The organism is Caproiciproducens sp. CPB-2 (assembly GCF_036287215.1).
GTDB lineage: Bacteria > Bacillota > Clostridia > Oscillospirales > Acutalibacteraceae > Caproiciproducens.
In genome coordinates this window covers 783,960-803,863 of record NZ_CP142860.1, presented here as the reverse complement: position 1 = coordinate 803,863, position 19,904 = coordinate 783,960, and the positions used below count along the sequence as shown (strand labels likewise).

The 19,904-nt window shown below is 52.6% G+C and carries 16 protein-coding genes; 2 read left to right on the top strand and 14 right to left on the bottom strand.

What is annotated here, in order from left to right; all coding sequences use genetic code 11:
* Window positions 1-34 precede the first annotated feature (34 nt).
* Complete coding sequence (locus tag VXK30_RS03965) at window positions 35-211, top strand: DUF1540 domain-containing protein (protein WP_081928198.1); 177 nt, start codon at window positions 35-37, stop codon at window positions 209-211.
* Window positions 212-343: 132 nt separating this feature from the next.
* Here the strand turns inward: VXK30_RS03965 and VXK30_RS03960 are convergent, their stop codons facing one another.
* The 13 genes from VXK30_RS03960 to VXK30_RS03900 all read right to left on the bottom strand — a co-directional run bounded on the left by VXK30_RS03960 (window position 344) and on the right by VXK30_RS03900 (window position 18,159).
* Window positions 344-2,164 carry a glycosyltransferase gene (locus VXK30_RS03960; protein ID WP_275713191.1) on the bottom strand — a complete coding sequence of 607 codons (1,821 nt, stop codon included), beginning with the start codon at window positions 2,162-2,164 and terminating at the stop codon, window positions 344-346.
* 346 nt (window positions 2,165-2,510) lie between these two features.
* Window positions 2,511-3,317, bottom strand: coding sequence for an HAD-IIB family hydrolase (locus VXK30_RS03955; protein WP_275713193.1), 807 nt, complete (start codon window positions 3,315-3,317; stop codon window positions 2,511-2,513).
* Between the two features lie 43 nt (window positions 3,318-3,360).
* Entirely contained in the window at window positions 3,361-4,179 is an 819-nt protein-coding gene (locus VXK30_RS03950) for an HAD-IIA family hydrolase (RefSeq protein ID WP_275713194.1), read from the bottom strand.
* Window positions 4,180-4,231: 52 nt separating this feature from the next.
* Window positions 4,232-5,743 carry an iron-containing alcohol dehydrogenase gene (locus VXK30_RS03945; RefSeq protein ID WP_275713196.1) on the bottom strand — a complete coding sequence of 504 codons (1,512 nt, stop codon included), beginning with the start codon at window positions 5,741-5,743 and terminating at the stop codon, window positions 4,232-4,234.
* Window positions 5,744-5,809: 66 nt separating this feature from the next.
* A complete protein-coding gene (locus tag VXK30_RS03940; RefSeq protein WP_275713198.1) occupies window positions 5,810-7,369 on the bottom strand; it encodes an FGGY-family carbohydrate kinase in 1,560 nt (519 codons plus the stop codon).
* Window positions 7,370-7,671: 302 nt separating this feature from the next.
* Entirely contained in the window at window positions 7,672-8,046 is a 375-nt protein-coding gene (locus tag VXK30_RS03935) for a DUF1667 domain-containing protein (RefSeq protein ID WP_275713200.1), read from the bottom strand.
* 8 nt (window positions 8,047-8,054) lie between these two features.
* Window positions 8,055-9,326 carry an NAD(P)/FAD-dependent oxidoreductase gene (locus VXK30_RS03930; protein ID WP_329494540.1) on the bottom strand — a complete coding sequence of 424 codons (1,272 nt, stop codon included), beginning with the start codon at window positions 9,324-9,326 and terminating at the stop codon, window positions 8,055-8,057.
* Window positions 9,327-9,358: 32 nt separating this feature from the next.
* Window positions 9,359-10,801 (bottom strand): NAD(P)/FAD-dependent oxidoreductase, encoded by a 1,443-nt coding sequence (locus tag VXK30_RS03925; protein WP_275713204.1) that lies wholly within the window; start codon window positions 10,799-10,801, stop codon window positions 9,359-9,361.
* Between the two features lie 228 nt (window positions 10,802-11,029).
* On the bottom strand, window positions 11,030-12,349 hold the full coding sequence (locus tag VXK30_RS03920; RefSeq protein ID WP_329494145.1) for a RuBisCO large subunit C-terminal-like domain-containing protein: 1,320 nt from the start codon (window positions 12,347-12,349) through the stop codon (window positions 11,030-11,032).
* A gap of 380 nt (window positions 12,350-12,729) precedes the next feature.
* Entirely contained in the window at window positions 12,730-13,701 is a 972-nt protein-coding gene (locus VXK30_RS03915; protein WP_275718011.1) for a sugar-binding transcriptional regulator, read from the bottom strand.
* A 243-nt stretch (window positions 13,702-13,944) separates the two neighbouring features.
* Window positions 13,945-14,781, bottom strand: coding sequence for a hypothetical protein (locus VXK30_RS03910; protein WP_275718012.1), 837 nt, complete (start codon window positions 14,779-14,781; stop codon window positions 13,945-13,947).
* Window positions 14,782-14,882: 101 nt separating this feature from the next.
* The gene (locus VXK30_RS03905; RefSeq protein ID WP_275718013.1) at window positions 14,883-16,448 is read right to left on the bottom strand and encodes an FGGY-family carbohydrate kinase; all 1,566 of its coding nucleotides are present in this window, start codon (window positions 16,446-16,448) and stop codon (window positions 14,883-14,885) included.
* 391 nt (window positions 16,449-16,839) lie between these two features.
* Window positions 16,840-18,159 carry a RuBisCO large subunit C-terminal-like domain-containing protein gene (locus VXK30_RS03900; protein ID WP_329494145.1) on the bottom strand — a complete coding sequence of 440 codons (1,320 nt, stop codon included), beginning with the start codon at window positions 18,157-18,159 and terminating at the stop codon, window positions 16,840-16,842.
* Between the two features lie 383 nt (window positions 18,160-18,542).
* On the opposite strand from VXK30_RS03900, the gene VXK30_RS03895 reads away from it, so the two are divergent.
* A complete protein-coding gene (locus VXK30_RS03895; RefSeq protein ID WP_275717941.1) occupies window positions 18,543-19,169 on the top strand; it encodes an NUDIX hydrolase in 627 nt (208 codons plus the stop codon).
* An 85-nt stretch (window positions 19,170-19,254) separates the two neighbouring features.
* On the opposite strand, the gene VXK30_RS03890 is transcribed toward VXK30_RS03895, so the two are convergent.
* On the bottom strand, window positions 19,255-19,854 hold the full coding sequence (locus tag VXK30_RS03890) for an HAD family hydrolase (protein ID WP_275717942.1): 600 nt from the start codon (window positions 19,852-19,854) through the stop codon (window positions 19,255-19,257).
* Window positions 19,855-19,904: the final 50 nt, after the last annotated feature.

Genomic DNA, 19,904 nt, shown 5'->3' with positions numbered 1-19,904 from the left:
GACAAAATAGCTGTTGGAAAGGAGGTCTTTTAAAATGATGAACAATGGAAAAAAAGCCAATGAAAGTATAAAATGTTCTGTTGACCAGTGTGAATATCACTGCCAGAGCCAGGACTACTGTAGTCTGGACTGCATCCAGGTCGGTACCCACGAGGCTAACCCGACAATGGAAGAGTGCACGGACTGTGAGTCCTTTCAGCGCAAACAGTAATTAAAACGAAATCATTACGAACCGAACGGGCAAAAAAATTTGCTTCTTCGGTTCTTTTTTTGCTGTTAAAGCTAAAAAAAGCACGATAGCCGGCCGCATCCGCGCCCGGCTATCGCATTTCTTAGAAGATTTCTATTTTCTGCTTGTGCGGAGCAGAATATTCAGTCCTGCGTCGTCCAGATAATTCAGCTCTCTGACAGAACGCACAATCTGGTCAGCCGCCAGCGTATCGTATCCGTTGCTGAAATACACGCCGGCCAAAGCAGTCAACGCCGCGGGACTGTTTATGTCGTTTAAAACATACAGCAGCTTCTGAAACAGATCAAACTCCCTCGCGCGGATCAATCTGTCAAAAAGGACCGTCACTGCATTTAAAACTCTCTTCCAGTTTTCATCCTTTCGGAAAGCAAGCTCGCCGTTCCCCCGGTATACGTTCCAAATCTGCCGGAAGGTACGGACGGTTGTTTCGCCGCAGCCGCCTTTTGCCAGACGGATACACTCTCCTGTTTTTCCGTTGTCCAGAATCAGGGATAAAAGATACAGGTACTCCGCGCTCTCCCTGCCGGCCTGCCGCAAAACGGCGCCCGCGGGGCGCGCGGCCGCCAGCGGTTCAAACAGTTTCCATGCCTTTTCATACTCCCGCGTATAAAAATACAGCTTCGCCCGCAGAAAAGTTTTGTCCGGTTCGTATTCGGGCTGCTTCGCCAGAATATCCCAGTAAACCACGCCGTAAGCGTAAAGCTTTTCCTCGATCAGAATATCCGTGAGCACGATGAGGTTGGGCGGGTCCTCCAGATTGGAAAAGAACGCCGTCAGCTTCGCGACGGCTGTCCGTTTATCCTCATACATCTGGTTGAGGACATGCCCGACGGAATAAAGGGTCTGGTAGTGGAAGGGTTCCTGCACGACCGCCTGCTTGTAGCATTGGAAAGCTCTTTCGTAATCGCAGAGCCGGACGTACAGATCCGCAAGAAGCAAAAGCGGCCCGGCCGGACCGTCCCCGGCCAGCCTCAGTTCGGGCGGAGGATCGCCCATCCGCATACATCGCTGAAAGCTGTCAATTGCCAGCGTATATCTTCCCCACTCCGAATAAACCGCACCCCGGAGCAGTTCCAGATCCGTACACTGAGGATAAACGGCGAGCGCCTCTTCAATCGCTTTCAGGGAGCGCTCATACTGCTTCAAGTGATCATACGCGATTGCGCGCCGGTAAACCAGATGGGGCGCGTAAGGCTGCGTCTCATCCATATTGGCGTATGCCCTGTCATAAAAGCAGGCCGCGTTCTTATAATCGGAATCCGACAGATACTCATTGCCCAGATGGAACTGAAGGAATGAATTTTCCGGCTCTTCTTCGAGCTCTTTCAGAAGGGCCGCGCAATTCTCTTTTCTCTTTTGGCGTTCCTTCGCGGCTTCCTCAAAGCGGCTGAAGCGGTAAATTCTGAAATCCCTTCGCTCAAACAATCCCTTCGCGACCTTTTTGCCGTCCTTTCTGCAAAGCTGCTCCCGCACCTTCCCCCGAAAACAGTAAAGTCCGTCGTTGCGCAGCAGGCGCAGGGTATTGGGCATTGTATAGCACGGTCCGCCTTCGGGATTTTCCGCAGGACTGAGGACGGTAAAATGGCATCCATGGTTTCTGGAGTGCTGAACGTAGTCCACAAGGGCTTCGCGGCCGCTCTTTTCAAACACCTCGCAGTCGTCCATCAGCAGGACCCATTTTCCTCCCGCCTTGCCGATGGAATAATTTCTGACGTCGCTGATACTGCCGTTCCACGGAAAGGAATAAACCTTTGCTCCGAATTTTTCTGCGGTTTCCGCAATTTTCCCGGCTGAACCGATATCGACAAGAATAATCTCGTCGGCGGCATCCCCCACGCTCTCAAGACATTCTTCTACAGCGCTTTCTTCCTCTTGCACAATTACACACAGGCTGAGAGTTCTTTTACGACCCATATCTGCATCACTCCCTGTGGATTACTGAAAATGACTAAAAACGGGATTTGCGTACAGCTTTCGTCCTGAGACGGGCTCTGATCCGCAAAAATACGGGCCTGTTTTCTTTCAGGCTTTCAATATATTCACTATCATTCTATGAATTTGGAATATATCTGGTTCGATATATTTTTCCTCTCCGTAGATATTTTTTCGCGGGCACTTTCGTAAAAAGCAGGCTGCCGGTTCGCTCTTACGAGCGAACCGGCAGCCTGCTAAAAATAAAGGACAGTGCGTAAATTCTGTAAAAAGATGAAAAATCAGGATGAAGGGTGCAAAATTTACGACTGCCTGAGAAAGCCCAAAATCACATACAGTGCGTCAGCGCCCAGGCGACGCCGCGGTCGCGCTCTTCCGTCGGAACCACAAGCGCGCCGCCAGGCAGCTTCGGAATTGCGGAGCCCCGGCGAACAAACACCGCCGTCCCTGCAAAATCAAGCATGGGCAAATCCGTTTCACCGTCCCCGACCGCCATGACCTCCTCCGGAGAAAGCCCCAGCCGCCCGCACACAATGGAAAGCGCTTTGCCCTTGTTGGCCGTCGGCGTATTGACCTCTCCCAGATAGGGGTAGGAGCGCCCCGTTGCAAGATGCCCGATCTTCTCCGGCCATGTGGCCAGCGCCTGTGCGACCGACTGAGCATCGCCCAGAAACATGACCTTGTTCACCCGCTCAAGCGGCAGGTCGGCCGCCGCAGGGACGTCGAACCGCTTATAAAGCCGGAACGAATCCAGAATATCCGACAGCCAGTTTTTGTCCATGTCCTGCGGGAACCAGTAGGGGATGACCTCGGGCTGGAAGGCCAGCATGGAGATGCCGCCGACCGTTATTCCTTGTTCGTAAACGGCGCGCAAATCCTCCGGGTCCAGAAAATCCTGATACCACACTTCGTCCCCCGACAGGACCAGAGCCCCGTTTCCCAGAATCAGCGGCCCGTTCATTCCCAGCTCCCGGCAGATGGATTCCACTCCCTGGAGCGGCCTGCCCGTAGCCAGGATCACCTGAATTCCGGATTCCATGGCCGCTTTGACCGCGGAAGCATTTTCCGCGCTGATTCTGCCCTCTTCATCGGTCAGGGTACCGTCCACGTCCAGTGCAATCAGTCTGATGGACATTCCTCCGTCCCCCTTTTTCAGTAATGTATGACAAGGACCGATTTTACAGATAGGGAATGATTTGCTTAACGGAATCAAAAATCAGATGAGGCTTGACATCCGAATCCGGAAGGTCCTTCAGCTGTGCCTCGCCGCTGAGGACAAAGATTCCCGTGAGCCCGTTGTTGACCCCGGCCGCGATGTCCGTATACAGGCGGTCACCCACCATGGCGGTCTCTTCTTCCGTACAGTGGGTCATTTTCAGCGTATACGCCACAATCTCACGGTTCGGTTTTCCGATCACCTTGTCGGGTCGGCGTTTGGTGGACGCTTCTATAAAAGCGTGGATGGAGCCGGCGTCCGGAATAAACCCGGTTTCCGTCGGGCAATTAAAGTCCGGATGCGTCGCTATGTACGGAAGTCCCTCCCTGACGAAATCGCAGACCTTGCACATTTTTTTATAATCCAGAGAGGTGTCGAATGCGGTGATGACAAGGTCCGGATGCTCGTCGTCCAGCGGGATTCCCATTTTTTCAAATTCCGCGGTCAGCATGGGGTTCCCCAGCAGGAAAACTTTTTTGCCAGGAAAATTCTTTTTCAGGTAATCGACGGTCGCGTGACCGGAGGTAATCAGCTGCTCGGGACGGATCTTCAGCCCCATCCGCTCCAGCTTGTCATAGTATACATCCGCGCTTTTGGAAGAGTTGTTGGTCATGAAAACATATTTTCTCCCGGTCTCCTCCACCCGTTTCAAAAAGTCCCTTGCCCCGTCTATCCACTGCTCCCCCAGATAGATCGTCCCATCCATATCCAGCGCAAAGCATTTGATTCTGTCCAAAAGACGGTCGGGGTCCGCGTTTACCTTAATACGATTGTCGCTCATGGTTAACCTCCAAAGACTCCCTCTTTCCCCCGCGTCAAGAAGTCTGATTTTATTAGCGGGCCGCTGATGAATTCTCAGCGCGCACGGTTCTCACTATTTCATAATATCGGCTGATAATGTCATTTTCCCAATCCATATCATACCACCCCAGGAAATAGGTCAAATCGGCGGAAGTAAACCGCTTGCGCATCAGATTGGCGAAGCGCATGGCCCAGCGGAAGCGCTCTTCCGTGACAGGGGCGTCCAGCTCGCCGAACAGCAGAGGATGCTCCGCTTTGTTCAGCGCCCGCGCGCAGGCAAGCGCCGTGTGCGGAAGAAGTTCTTTGAGGACGGCGCGGTGTTCGGGCCACTCCTTCAGGAACGCTTCGAACTTCGGACGGTTATCGTTCCATTTTTTCAGCTTCTGGCTGTAATCGTTCCAGCATTCGCGGCCCATTTTCCCCGTGGGGTCGATCGGCCGGAACGTATCCAGAACCTTTTTCTGCATTTCTTCCTCCGAAGGATAGCAATTGCCGATATCGATTCCGCCGTCCGCCAGCTCCTTGTCAAGGCGGGCGACGAGCTTTTCCATATTGATCAGAGCAAGGAGCACCGATTCACCCACCTGCTGACCGTGCACCCCCGTCTTTCTTTTGTCGTAATCCGCAGTCATGTCCAGCAGATGGCTGATGACATGCTCATAGCCGGAAACCGGCACGGAGTCCTGCGCAAACGTCATGGTGAGCCCGGTCACCAGCAGGCATTTCCCCAGCACTTCCATTCCGGCGGAAGTCCGGTTGGCCACTTCTTCCATATACGGGATCAAAAGGTCCTTGATGTCGTCCACAATGCGCCAGCAGGCGTCTAATACCGTTGCGGTGCCCATGCAGTCGGCCAGATACCAGTCCGCGAAAGCGTCGAACACCGGGAAAAGGTCGCCTACTCCCCCCACCGTATAGTGCAGCGGGCAGTCCATCAGGGTCTGCACGTCCATCAGGACAATATTCGGCGTACGGGAAGGCCATGTCCGCTTGACGCCGTCCTTGGAAATAATGGAGGAACGGGACGTGTAGGCAGGTACCGTATTGGCCGTCATAAAGGAAATCAGCGGGATGCGTTCGCAATCGTTTTCATTCTGATAGAGGAAGCATGCGTGCTTTGCAATATCCGTAACGGTTCCTGATCCGACGGAAATGACCGCGCAGGTTTTGTCCAGACGGGACTGAACCGTTTCCACCTGCTTTGCGTCCGCGTGAACGACCCCGTACTCGTCTCCCTTGAGGACGAGCTTTTCCACGGCGTAACCCGCCCGGGTCAGCAGCGCCTGCACCTGCTCCTTCAGCTTTTCGCCTTTGCGGAGAATGACCGTCTCGTCCATGACCGCGAGCACCCTGCGCCCGGCCCGGACATTCAGGGACTGCAGCGCCTCGGGAAGCCGCTCGATGGCGTCCCTGCCGACGATCACGTCCTCCAGTTCTATTTTGGGAATCTGATCGTAATCCGACCAGCGTTTAATCCGTTCATTCAAATCCTTCATATTGCCAACGTCGTACTTGAATACGGGAGGCATTAACCGGTTTAACATGATGAACTCCTTCCTTTTTGCGGGGTTGCGAAAGCCCTTCTCAGGCTTTCGCAACCGGGAATGCTGTTAATGATTTTCAGTAAAATTGTTCAGTTTTTTATAGAAATCTCCCTGCGCAAGCGAGCTGTAGGCGGTCTTGAATAAATCGTACAGTTCGTTATACTGCGGTACCGTCTTCGGATTCGGCTCGTAGGTGCTTACCTTCTTGACCATCGTGTCCACGCCTTCCTGCACGCTCTTGAACACGCCGGCGCCTACGCCGCCCAAAATGGCCGCACCCATGACCGTGCATTCGCCTTCCCTGAGCATCGTTGCGGGACGGTTGTAAACGTCCGCCTGAATCTGGCACCACAACTTGGAATTGGTCGCGCCGCCGCTCAGGATGATTTCGTCGATATCAATAAAGGAATAGAACGCTTCCAGAACACTTCTGGCTTCCAGAGTTACGCCTTCCAGCACCGAGCGCGCCAGAGACGCAAAATCGCTCTTGAAGCTGAGCCCGAGGAAAGCGCCGCGGGCCGTGCCGTCGTAGTTCGGGCAGTTGGACCCGGCCAGATACGGCTGGAAGATGACGCCGTTGCTGCCGACAGGCGCCTTTTCCGCATGCCTGTCGAGAATCTGGTAAGGGCTGGTCTGCGTAATCGGTTCGATCATCTTGCATACCTGCCCGACGGTGTCGCGGAACCAACGGTAGCTGCTGGCGGCCGCCATCTGCAGTCCTTCGGACTCCCACGCCTTTTCCGGGAAAGCGGCGGCCGAAAGGGAAACCTTCTTATTGGGATCGTGTTTAGGTGTGTCGAGAGCGGCCAGACTGACTCCGGAGGTTCCGAAGGTCACCTCGCACAGGCCCTCGCGTATAACGCCCGCGCCGATTCCGGCACACTGCTGGTCGCCGCCGCCGGTACAGACCGGCATGCCGACCGGCAGCCCGGTGCGCTCGCTCGCGTATTTGTCGATCGTTCCCACCTGCCAGCCGGAACCGACCAGGCTGGGCAGCTTATCCTTGCTGATGCCAAACCGTTTCAGGAGCGGATCGCTGAATTCCATGGTCTGCACATCGAGCAGTCCGAAATAAGAGGCGTTCGACCAATCCTGGAACCAGCCGTCCCTCGCACCGAGCTTATACAGGAAATATTCCTGCGTGGTCAGAATTTTGGAGGCCCTCTCATAGGTCTCCCGCTCATTATTCAAAACCCATTTTACTTTGCCGCTTCCCCAGGCGGTACCCACGGGAAGGCCCGTGATCTGAGTGTATTCGTCGCCGAATTCACTCATCCATTTCGCTTCGGCCTCGCAGCGGGAATCCTGCCAGGAAATCCCCATGCCGTTGCGCATGACATTGCCGTCCTGATCGACGTACATATGCAGGATACGCTGGGTGGATAAGCCGATGGACGCGATTTCATTGGGATCCACACCGGCCTTTTTCCCCTTTGCCACAACCTCCGCCAGCGAGTCGTACATCGCCTCGACCATCATGTTGATGTCCTGGTCGATCCATCCGGGCTTGTAGTAAACGCAGTCATACTCGCGGTATCCCTGCGCAATTACGTTCCCGCTCAAATCATAAATTTTGCTCCTGAGTCCCGTTGTCCCGCTGTCCAGACCAATCAAATACTTTGCCATTGTTTTTCCTCCCTTTATAAGCCTTTTCAATACTTTTCCCGCAGTCACAATGACCGCGGCATTTGATGCTTCGCCTTAAAAATTTACACAGCTTTTAGTCCTGACCCAACCGAAAAGCTCCGCTGTAACCGATTCCAACCCATATAAAACCTGCCGTCAGGTTTATTCCCCGAGTGGAACGTTGCATATTTCTTTGTACAACGATCGCTGTGTCCAATAAAAGATCTGTAATAAGGCTGAGGAAAAATCACACGGTGCGCGCCCCTGCGCGCAGTGAAAAAACGGGAGATAACCAAATTTTCTCAGAGGGAGCTTCGGAATTTCACATTTTTGGTGGCCACAAAAGGAATCCCCGTTCCCGCCGCGTCCTTTAAGATGATGTCTCCGATTCTGACCGGAGCGGCCACCTTGACGGTTTTCAGAGCATTTGCACAGTCAAATATTTTTTCTTTGGGAACCGCTTCCCTTGTTTTCACGGACAACACATGAATATCCCCGCCGGAGACCCTTACCGAAGAGGTTACGATCCTTGTGGGACATGTAACTTCTTTTACAGCGTACTTTTCTCCGCGCGGGCAGGTATTCCCGGTCACCTTCACCACTTTACCGTCCTGCATATCTACGGTAATCATGCAGCCGAGCGGGCAGCCGATACAGATCAGTTCTCTCTTCTCCATGATGCTCCTTACTCCTTTTCGATCTTAACGGTAATTTTCTTCAAATCGGGATATCCCAGCAGCTTTTTCCTGTCGAGGGTGATATCCTCCATTTCCCCGGGGGCCATAATGATTTTTTTGCGGTGCAGCACCCGCTCATCGTCATAGTAAACGCTGACATAGCTGTCCTTAAAGACATTCCCGACACGGAAACGCACCTTGACCGTGTCCTCCATCCGGCCGATATTCACGGTTTTCGGCACGGTGTAGCGGACCCCGTCAACCGCTTCCAGCGTAATGGTATGTGCGGAATTTTCCTGACCGCTGAATTTTCCGAGCACGTATTTTGCGGCGTTCTTTCCCGCCAGAGCGGCTTCTTCGGAAACATAATCCACCAGATCGTGCACATGAAGGACGTTCCCGCAGGCGAATACCCCCTCGACATTGGTTTCAAGGCTTTCGTTGACGACCGGCCCGCTGGTGACGGCGTTCATCTGAACGTTTATCTTGTTCGACAGCTCGTTTTCCGGGATCAGGCCCACGGAAAGCAGGATGGTATCACAGTCGTAATCCTCCTCGGTTCCCGGAACAGGCTTCATGTGCTCATCCACCTGCGCGATGGTGACCCCTTCCACACGTTCAACCCCCCGGATATCCACAATGGTATGGCTTAACCGGAGAGGGATCCCGAAATCGTCGAGGCACTGCACGATGTTCCGCTTGAGTCCGCCCGAATACGGCATAATTTCGGCGACCACCTTGACATGGGCACCCTCCAGCGTCATTCTGCGCGCCATAATCAGGCCGATGTCCCCCGAACCCAAAATAACGACCTCCCGGCCGGGCATATAGCCCTCCATATTGACAAGCCGCTGGGCGGTGCCCGCGGAGAAAATGCCGGCCGGCCGGAAGCCGGGGATGTTCAGCGCCCCTCTGGGCCTTTCCCGGCAGCCCATCGCCAATATGATCGCTTTTGCCTGAATATGTACCATGCCCTCCGTCCTGTTCATATAGGTGACGATTTTGGACTGCGTAATATCCATGACCATGGTATTCAGCTTATACTCTATCTTCTGTTCAAGAACCTTCTCAATAAACCGATAGGCATATTCCGGTCCGGTCAGCTCCTCCTTGAAGGTATGCAGTCCGAAGCCGTTGTGGATGCACTGGTTCAGAATCCCGCCGAGTTCCCTGTCCCTTTCGAGAATCAGGATGCTGCCGACGCCCGATTCCTTCGCCGCCAAAGCCGCCGCAAGCCCGGCGGGTCCCCCGCCGATAATAACAATTTCATATGACTTCATCATTCATCATGCCTTTCTTCCATGTAAACCTTTTACAGTTCTTTGGTTTTGCCGACAACGAGCCGGGAACCGCCGCCCTTTTTGGTGATTTCGGTCATATCGATCCGCAGTTCCCTGGAAAGGATCTCCATCGTTCTGGGCGTGCAGAAGCCGGCCTGACACCTGCCCATGCCCGCGCGGGTTCTTCTTTTGATACTGTCCATGGATTTTGCCCCCAAAGGCCGGTGAATCGCGTCCACAATTTCCCCTTCGGTAATCATTTCACAACGGCAGATGATATTGCCGTACGCCGGATTTTTCTTAATCAGTTCGTTTCTTTCCTCATCCGTGAGTTTTTCGGGCTTTAAAACCCCTTTTCTGGCAGAAACAAAACCAGTTTTTTCTTTCAGCTTCAGTTTTTCCGAAACCATCTTCGCCATCATCACCCCGATCGCGGGCGAACTGGTCAGTCCGGGGGATTCGATTCCCGCGGCGTCGAAGAAGTACTCGGCGTCCGGAACCTCCTGCACAATAAAATCATGTTTGTCCTGATGCGCACGCAGGCCCGCGAAAGAGGTAATCACCTTATTCATGGGAATCACCCGTTTTGACAGATGATTGGCCTTTGCCTTTTCCGTCAGAACCTGCAGGATATCCTGCGTGGTATTGGTTGATTCCTTATCCTCCACGTCGTTGGCGGTGGGGCCGACATATAAATTTCCATGGACAGTGGGCGCAATGAGAATCCCCTTTCCCATTTTTCCCGGAACCGGGAAAACGGAAGCGGTGAAAAGGTCCCCCACCGTTTTGTCAAACAGCAGATATTCTCCTTTGCGCGCGGTAATATGTATTTTTTCTTCGCTCACCATGTTGTGGAATTTATCCGCATAAACACCGGCTGCATTGACGACGCATTTCGTCTCAATGGTTCCGTGATTGGTTTCCAGCTCGTATTTTCCGTTCTTTTTACGGATCTGCAGGACTTCCGTCTCAAACCGGAACTCCACCCCGTTCACGTTGGCGTTTTCCCCCATGGCAATGGCAAGGTTGAACGGGTCGATCACTCCGCCCGTGGGTGCGTAAAGAGCCGCCACCGTTTTATCCGTAAGGTTGGGTTCCATGTTCATGACTTCCTCACGGGAAAGGATCCGTACGCCCGGAACCCCGTTTTGACGGGCCTGATCGAGCAGAAGTTCCAGATGCTTTACTTCCTCCTCGTCGGTGGCAACCACCAGAGCGCCGTTCTTTTTCACCGGAAAATCCAGTTCTTCCGCCAGTTTCCAGAGAAGAGCGTTGCCTTCCACATTTAATTTCGCCATCAGCGACCCAGGCTTCGCGTCAAACCCCGAATGAATGACTCCGCTGTTCGCTTTTGAAGTGCCGGAAGCGACATCATCGCCCTTTTCCACCACACACGCGTTCAGCTGATACCGTGATAATTCCCTTGCAATACAGCACCCGGTAACCCCGGCGCCGATGATTACAACATCATACATTATGATTACTCCTCCGTCCTTTTCGTCTCATAAGCAGACCAGGAAAGCTTATGAATCAAAGCCAACACCGAAAATTTGGGTAAACGGGACCTCTATTGCCCCAAGATAGAAGGCAATAAATAATTCTTCATTGGTAAAATATCTCTTTAAATCTGACAGTTGAATGTGCGCATCGGCACATTCAACTGCTTTTAACATCTCAATTCTTTTAAAATTCCTGAAAAACAATCAGCCCTTCAGATCAAAGATGCCGGTCTTGCCTTCCTGATAGTAGCCCCACGCGTCAAACGCCGCCTGCAGCTCCTTATGCTGCTTTGCCGCTTCCAGCATGTTCTGCCCGGAAACAGCGGCGTCGATGGCCTGACGGAAGGCGATTGCCCCGGCCCTCGGCCCCATCGGATGGCCGTGAATGCCCGCGCCGCTCGCGATCATCACGTCGTTGCCGAACTTCTTGACGACGTCTTCCACGTGACCCTGCGTCGTGCCGCCGCCCGGCATCGGGAACACCGGCTTGATGTTGCCCAGAGGGGACAGCATCCGGTATCCGCTGTCCACAAACGTATCCATCATCATCGGGAACTTGCCGTAAGGCGTCAGGGCGATGATCATATCCACACCGGCCAGCCTCGGCAGCTTCGCGCCGATCAGGCCCGCGCTCACGCCCGACCACGGGGACTCGTACAGCGCTCCCGTATAATCCGAGTGTCCCAGAATCGGAACGTTGATATCCTTGTCCTCCGCGAGCATTCTCGTCGCGTCCAGACCGATCGTGTTGTAGTTCACCATCAGGCAGTTGGCTCCCGCTTCCAGCGCTTTGTAAGCGTTGTCCTTCAGGTTCTCCGTCCTGTCTGTTATGTTAAAGGCATAGAGCGTCTTTTCGCCCTTCTCCTCGTCCGCGCGTTTCAGAGCGGCCATGACCGCCTTAACTCTTTTCACCAGCGGACAGTGGACCGGGTTGGAGATCAGTTCGTCGTCCTTGATGACGTCCACGCCGCCGACGGCGGATTCAAAAGCCAGCGCGGCCGTCGCTTCCGGCGAAAGGCCCGTGCAGGGCTTGATCATGTTGTTCAGCAGCGGGCGGTCGTAAACGCCGAGGAGGTCGCGGATGCCCTTGACGCCGAACTTCGGGCCCTGGAACTGGTTCAGGAAGGAATCCGGGAATTCCAGATCGATCAGCTTGACCTTGCCGGAACTGGAGATATTGCCGATCACGGCGCTCAGCATCATCGCGAAATGCGCTTCGCCGAAGTTGGCCCACGGATAGGCGATACGGACGATAAAGTTTCTTTCCTCAACTTCCTTCGGAAGCTCGATCTGGTAGGAAGGCGCTTCATAAACGCCGACGACTCTGCCGATGCATTTCTCACGCACCTCGGCGGTTTCCTGGGGTACCTGGATCCAGGTTCCGCAGGTCTGCTCGCACGCCAGAGCAGCGGCGAACTTCATCATATTCGTGTTCCGTTTGGTTCCGCAGTAATAGGTTGCGATGACGAAACGGTCTTTTTCCAGCCCTTCCGGGTATTGAATGATAATAGGATCGATATACACGATGTCCACTCCTTCTTTGTTTTCTTTGGCTAAGTTATTTCCTATGGCCCTATTATAACTGCCTAAAAATCATAAGAAAATATTGAAAAATATTTCAATATTAACTAAAATTATAGGCTTATCCCATCCTGTTTACCGTCTGCGCCGCAGGAGTATAAGACGCTGGAAATGACCTGCGTCAGTCCGGGGAATTCCCGATAACGAATTGCGGGCTTTCTGATTTCGTTTCAGAAAACCCGCAATATCGCAAGGATGTTTCAAAGGAGGTCTTACGTTTCATGGGAAGGTGTTTCAACCAATATTTCAAAACATCATCTATATATAAACAGCCGCGGGTACCAGTTGAGAAGGGAGGTACCCGCACCCGTTTCCGACCGCTTTCAAAGCGCGTACAGGGCACTTGCAAGATAATAGTCAATAACAAGGACGTCGACCAGATTTCCTTTCAGCAGAGCGCGGATGGCATGCGCCTTTTTGCTGCCGGAGGCCACCACGATTTTGCAGGGAATCTGCCTGTATGTATCGAGTCCGATGGAAAGGGTCCGGTCCTTCAGGCTGCTTTCGCACTCCTGGCCGTCCCTGTTAATGAAACGGAGGGAGAAATCGCAGCACACCTTCTGCTCGATCAGCTCCTTCATTTCATGGGGCTTCAGATAGCCGGAGGAAGCCAGCAGGGAATCCACGCTGGGATAAAACACCCCGACCCCGCTTACGGAAATATTGATGTATTTCAGCAGGGAAAATATTTTCTGGAATTTCGTGTCATCCTGAATCTGACGGCAGTGTTCCCTGCTGTCAGCAAGGCCGTTCGCGCAGATCGACACATTTTTTCCGCCGAAAGCCATGGCGGCGCGCCGTACAAGGTTGTTGACCGCCAGCTTTTCGTCACAGTCGGCAATGCTGCCGTGCATCGTGATGACTTTGGCGTTCACCTTCCGGCAGGGGTTCAGATACTGGATCAGATGATACATCGTACCACCCCAGGTCAAACCGAGGATATCGTCGTCCGTAACGATCCGCTGTACATAGCGGGCCCCTTCCAGCGCAACCCTTTTCTTGGTCTCTTCGGGATTCAGCAGCTTTTCCGGCTCCAATACCGGGACGACAATCACCGATTTCAGATCATAGCGGCTCATAATCTTCTTTTCCAGATCAATGCAGTCCGCAAACGGCTTGGAAATTTTGAATTCGACAACGCCTTCCTCTACCGCTCTCTTCAGAAGCCGCGAGACGGTAGGCTTGGAAATGCCTAAATCCTGCGAAATTTCTGCAAGAGTCCTTTTTTCAATGTAGTACAGATACGCGACAGAATCCATAATGCAAACAGACTGATTGTACACTTCGCTTTTCATTACTCTTTCCTCCCATAGTGATGTCGGCACATAAAATTCACCATCATGTATTGAACAGCGTCCACTTTCATTATATCTATCAATTATTGTATAATGACAACCATGTCTGAATTTTGGGAAAAATCTTAATTTCATGAATCATACTTCACAGCCCCGGGGACAATTTGATTTTTTCTTATTTTCTGCCGCCCCGCCGGCCAACGGCCGGTGAGGCGGTATAAGCTGAATGCCCGGCGTTTCCGCTCAGGCGGGGAAGACAGTGAATATAACGAGACTTAAAGTGGCAATGGTGGACGCGGGAGCGTCAATATGGGAGTCCACATTGGAATTGATGATATTCTGATACAGTTCAAACACAATGCAGGCAAGCACCCCGAACAGGATGCCTGTCAGCACGCTGCCGGAGCGAAGCGTCGCGTAGCCCGCGATCAGGGTAACATGGTGGGTAACGGGAAAATCGCCGTCCCTGAGGAAAAAGATGAGAGAAAGGGCACTGATGTAAAACCCGGTCGTTGCAATGCCCGTCAGATGAACGGCATAGGCCGCTACCGTCGCAACCACCAGACCGACCAGTATTTTAAAGGCCCAGTGCGGGATGCCATCCTTATGAAAAAGAAGATTTTCGTTTAATTTGGGATTCACGATTGTCCGGTTGCCGAACAGCAGCCTGACGATAAATCCGGAAAGCATCACCGTCAAGGCGCCCGCGTCCAGCGGCAGCTTGAAATAGACGGCCAGGTTCAGGCACAGAAAACCGAACAGGCCGAAAATCCCCCCGACCAAAACCGTCATCGGGTCCTTTGTAAAACCCAGCGCTTTATTGAGGTTCAAGCCGTTAATATCGTATTTCCTTTTGTTGGCGGCAAAAGCCAGCGCAGCCACGCCGCCTGCAAAACAGATGCACGGGGTGAACAGCGTGTATTCCACAGTCTGCTGCAGAACCGCTGCAGCCGGCACGTTTCCCATGGAAAGAAAAATGACCCCGACAATACCCGCGATGACAAAAGCCGGGTTTCCTCCGACCAGCGCTCCAATACATCCTCCTGCAAATGCTCCTATCACACTAACAGCGTTTACCATTTTCATTCCTCCTGTAATATAGATTTATAAAATCCGTATAAGGAAGCTTCCGCGCGATCCTTACAAACTGCGGGAAACTCCCGTCGGTTCCTACGGATCGCTCAGCGGTATTTCTCCTGGAACGCCGTAACAGCGGAATAGGCTTCCCCGTTGAGCGCCTGATACACTTTTCTCCAGGTCTGGTAAGCATCTTCATAAATGGGAACATTTTTGGGATTCGGTTCATAGCGTTTTGTGACCTTAACCATGTGCGCGGCGGCTTCCTCAAAGTCCTGATAGATTCCGACGCCGACGGCAGCGACCATGGCACACCCAAGTCCCGTGGCTTCCTCCACCGCCACGGTTTCACAGGGTCTGTTGTAAATATCGGCCTGCATCTGGCACCAGAAACCGGACCTGGCGACTCCTCCGGTCAGCCGGACAACATCAAAATTGGGAACATTTCCTTTTACCATTGCTTCAAGCATATCGCGGATATCGAAGCAGATTCCCTCCATCGTCGCGCGGACAAGATCGTTCCTCGTGTGGGCGAAGGTCATCCCTATGTAAGTGCCGCGCGCATCCGCGTTGTAATTAGGCGTGTTCGCCCCCTGCAGATAGGGAAGGAAAAAACATCCGTTCGCACCCGGGCTGGACTTCTGGGCCGCTTTCGTCAGAAAGTCATATGCCTCCAGCCCCAAGTACTTCGCGGTCATGCTTTCCACATCGCAGAATTCTCCCTTGAACCACTTAAAGGCGCTGCCCGCGGCATTCGCCTGCCCTTCCATGACCCATGCTCCGTCGGGCGTTCCCAATATGTAGCATTTCTTCGCCGGGTCCCTCAGCAGCCTGGTGGATTTTCCGGCCGTAATGCCCGCCGTACCGCCGCAGGCATAGCCCGTGCCTTCCTTGACACAGCCGCAGCCGAGGCATCCCGCCTGCTGGTCGCCCGTACCCATGACCAGTGGAGTCCCGACCGCAAGCCCGGTCTTTTCCGCGATTTCGGGAGATACTTTTCCGATGATCGTTCCCGTCGTTTTCAGAGGAGCCAGCTTGTCGATATCCACCCCGAATACCTTGCACAGCTTTTCGCTGTACTTGAAATCCGGCCCGTTCAGCTGAAGCCACGGCGTGTCGTTGATATCGTCGTAGTAGTCGTCGGCGCCGTAGGCTTTGGTCAAAAGTCCCATCATAGTGTGGATTCTGACGGCATTCTGATACGCCTCGGGTTTCTTTTCCTTTACCCACTGCAATTTTCCGGATGGGTTGACGCCGCCCAGCGGCATTCCGCACATGTCGTAAAGGTCACCCGGCGTCATTCCCGCCGCCGCAAGCTGCTCCTTCATTTTCGGGAGCATTTCGGCGCTGCGCAGATCCTGCCAGATAATAATCGGCGTGGTAAACCCGCCGTCCCGATCGCGAGTCACCATAGTGCAGCGGAACATGTCGAAGCTTACCCCGGCAATTTCCTCCGGGTCCACCCCGCTGTTCTTAATAGCGAGGCGGGTCGTCTCATGCAGGACCTTAATCAGTTCCTCTCCGTCGCACTCCACCCGTCCGACCGCGGGGTACGTCAGCGGGTTCATGATCTGTCCAGAACCGAGGCAGTTCCCTTCCAGGTCAAAGACAAACGATTTGCTGCTTGTTGTTCCACAGTCCACTCCAACCACATACTTTTTCTGTTTCAATACAATTCCTCCCGTAATTTGTTTTACTGCACTTCCTGGTTCTGACCCTGCCAGGAAGATTTCTGCAATCAACTCCAACCCTTTCAAAAAACTTTTCTCCGAATCTATTGATCCGTCCGCGGCCCTCAATCGGCTGCGGGCGGTTTCGGAACCAGACAATCGCACTGGAAAAGAAACCGGGCAGTTCATAAACAAATATAAGGAAAAGGCACTCCCCCTATTGGCGTCCTTTTACGCAATACGGGAAGAAACCTGTTTTTAATTCAAGATTCTGAATATTTTATTAGTTTGTATTGGAAAATAAAGTTCTTAAATGGAGCAGTTGAATGTACGCATGCGTACATTCAACTGCTTTTAACATCTCAATTCTTTTAAAATTCCTGAAAAACAATCAGCCCTTCAGATCAAAGATGCCGGTCTTGCCTTCCTGATAGTAGCCCCACGCGTCAAACGCCGCCTGCAGCTCCTTATGCTGCTTTGCCGCTTCCAGCATGTTCTGCCCGGAAACAGCGGCGTCGATGGCCTGACGGAAGGCGATTGCCCCGGCCCTCGGCCCCATCGGATGGCCGTGAATGCCCGCGCCGCTCGCGATCATCACGTCGTTGCCGAACTTCTTGACGACGTCTTCCACGTGACCCTGCGTCGTGCCGCCGCCCGGCATCGGGAACACCGGCTTGATGTTGCCCAGAGGGGACAGCATCCGGTATCCGCTGTCCACAAACGTATCCATCATCATCGGGAACTTGCCGTAAGGCGTCAGGGCGATGATCATATCCACACCGGCCAGCCTCGGCAGCTTCGCGCCGATCAGGCCCGCGCTCACGCCCGACCACGGGGACTCGTACAGCGCTCCCGTATAATCCGAGTGTCCCAGAATCGGAACGTTGATATCCTTGTCCTCCGCGAGCATTCTCGTCGCGTCCAGACCGATCGTGTTGTAGTTCACCATCAGGCAGTTGGCTCCCGCTTCCAGCGCTTTGTAAGCGTTGTCCTTCAGGTTCTCCGTCCTGTCTGTTATGTTAAAGGCATAGAGCGTCTTTTCGCCCTTCTCCTCGTCCGCGCGTTTCAGAGCGGCCATGACCGCCTTAACTCTTTTCACCAGCGGACAGTGGACCGGGTTGGAGATCAGTTCGTCGTCCTTGATGACGTCCACGCCGCCGACGGCGGATTCAAAAGCCAGCGCGGCCGTCGCTTCCGGCGAAAGGCCCGTGCAGGGCTTGATCATGTTGTTCAGCAGCGGGCGGTCGTAAACGCCGAGGAGGTCGCGGATGCCCTTGACGCCGAACTTCGGGCCCTGGAACTGGTTCAGGAAGGAATCCGGGAATTCCAGATCGATCAGCTTGACCTTGCCGGAACTGGAGATATTGCCGATCACGGCGCTCAGCATCATCGCGAAATGCGCTTCGCCGAAGTTGGCCCACGGATAGGCGATACGGACGATAAAGTTTCTTTCCTCAACTTCCTTCGGAAGCTCGATCTGGTAGGAAGGCGCTTCATAAACGCCGACGACTCTGCCGATGCATTTCTCACGCACCTCGGCGGTTTCCTGGGGTACCTGGATCCAGGTTCCGCAGGTCTGCTCGCACGCCAGAGCAGCGGCGAACTTCATCATATTCGTGTTCCGTTTGGTTCCGCAGTAATAGGTTGCGATGACGAAACGGTCTTTTTCCAGCCCTTCCGGGTATTGAATGATAATAGGATCGATATACACGATGTCCACTCCTTCTTTGTTTTCTTTGGCTAAGTTATTTCCTATGGCCCTATTATAACTGCCTAAAAATCATAAGAAAATATTGAAATATATTTCAATATTAACTAAAATTATAAGCTGCATTTTATGGACAGCTCCTGTAAAGCAACAGGGAAAAAACCGAAACAACAAAGGACCCGTTCTCTTCCTAACAGGGAAAGAGAACGGGCCCTTTATCAAAATATTATGTTTTATGGAGGACTGAGGCCCTTTGATTTTTTCACTTTCACGGCGTACCGAGGGAATTCTTGCGCCTATGTGTTTATTATTTCAGAATTTCATTGACTTTTACATTTTTCCTATATACGATTAAAATATGGAATTTATACCCGCGAAAGGAATGGATGAATTTGGAAATTTCCGTATCTGTAAAAGGTGTATTCAATAGAAACGGCAAATATCTTCTAAGAAAAAACAGAAGAGAGGAATATGAACTGTTAGGCGGAAAGCTGGAACGAACCGATCAGTCGACCGTTGAAAGGCTGATACAGGAATATAAGGAAGAGTCCGGTATCGGGATAGCGGTACAGGAATTAAGGCATCCATGGCTTTACAAAATCGGCAGGGAGCAGACGCTCATCGTGCCCTATGTCTGCACGGCTGAATATATCCCTGAAGTCCTGTTTGATGAAGACGGAGGCCAATTGGATTGGATAGAGGAAGCGGACATAGAGAACTTGAACATGCCGGTCGGATACAAAGACACGATAGCGAACCGCCTTCCGCAAATCAGCATATCGAATGTCCCGAAGCACCAGAAGCTTTACCGTGACGACCGTTTTCAGGTGGTTTTTATTTTTATGAAAAACGGCTGTATCTTTTTAAAAGAGACTCTTAAGAAAGACCAGGCTCCTTACAATCTGTTCTGTCAAAACTTTACCCCGCGGGAAGTCGGGCGATTGAGCCCCAAAAAAGCAATTTCTTCCCCGGATAAGATTGAAATCTATTATGAATATAACGAAGAACCATAAAAAGATAGGATTACAGAACAAAGCATAGAAGCCGCATACATAAAATATCCCTTCGGAAAGCTGAGCGCTCTCCGAAGGGATATTTTTAAAGGATGTGATTTGCTTCAAGATATCGGGAAAGCTCCTCCGCCCCACGGAAAAGGTGCCCGTGAAATCCCGCTTTTTCGGCTCCGGCAATGTTCTGCTGCAGGTCGTCGATAAAAAGGCATTCGCCGCTGACAAGGCCGTACCTCCTGCAGAGGCATTCAAAGATGGCGGCATCCGGTTTTACCAGCTTTTCTTTTGCGGAGACAATAAAGCCGTCAAAGCTGCGGAACATTTCCACCTTATCCCGATATTGAAAGAAGCGCAGGCTCGTATTGGAGAGGAGATAAATTTGATAGCCCTTTTTCTTGAGCCGGGTCACGATTTCAGGCATGCCCGGCATGGGCGTCAAGTCGGAGTGCCAGTTGTCCATTGCTTTTTTCACTTCCGCGGTATATTGAGGAATTCTCGCGCAAACCCGGGCGACCGCGGCCTCCTCCGTAATGGTGCCGGCGTCCAGCTGCCGCCATTCCCCGGATTGAAACAGTTCTTTCAGCACGGCGGCCGCCGCGGCCTCATCCTGTGTGATCGTCTTGATGTATTCCTCCGGAGTATAGGCCAGCAGAACGTTTCCCATATCAAATACAATGTTCTTTATCATCGGTTATCATGCCTTTCAAAATGATTTACAGTAATTCCATTTCAATTTGC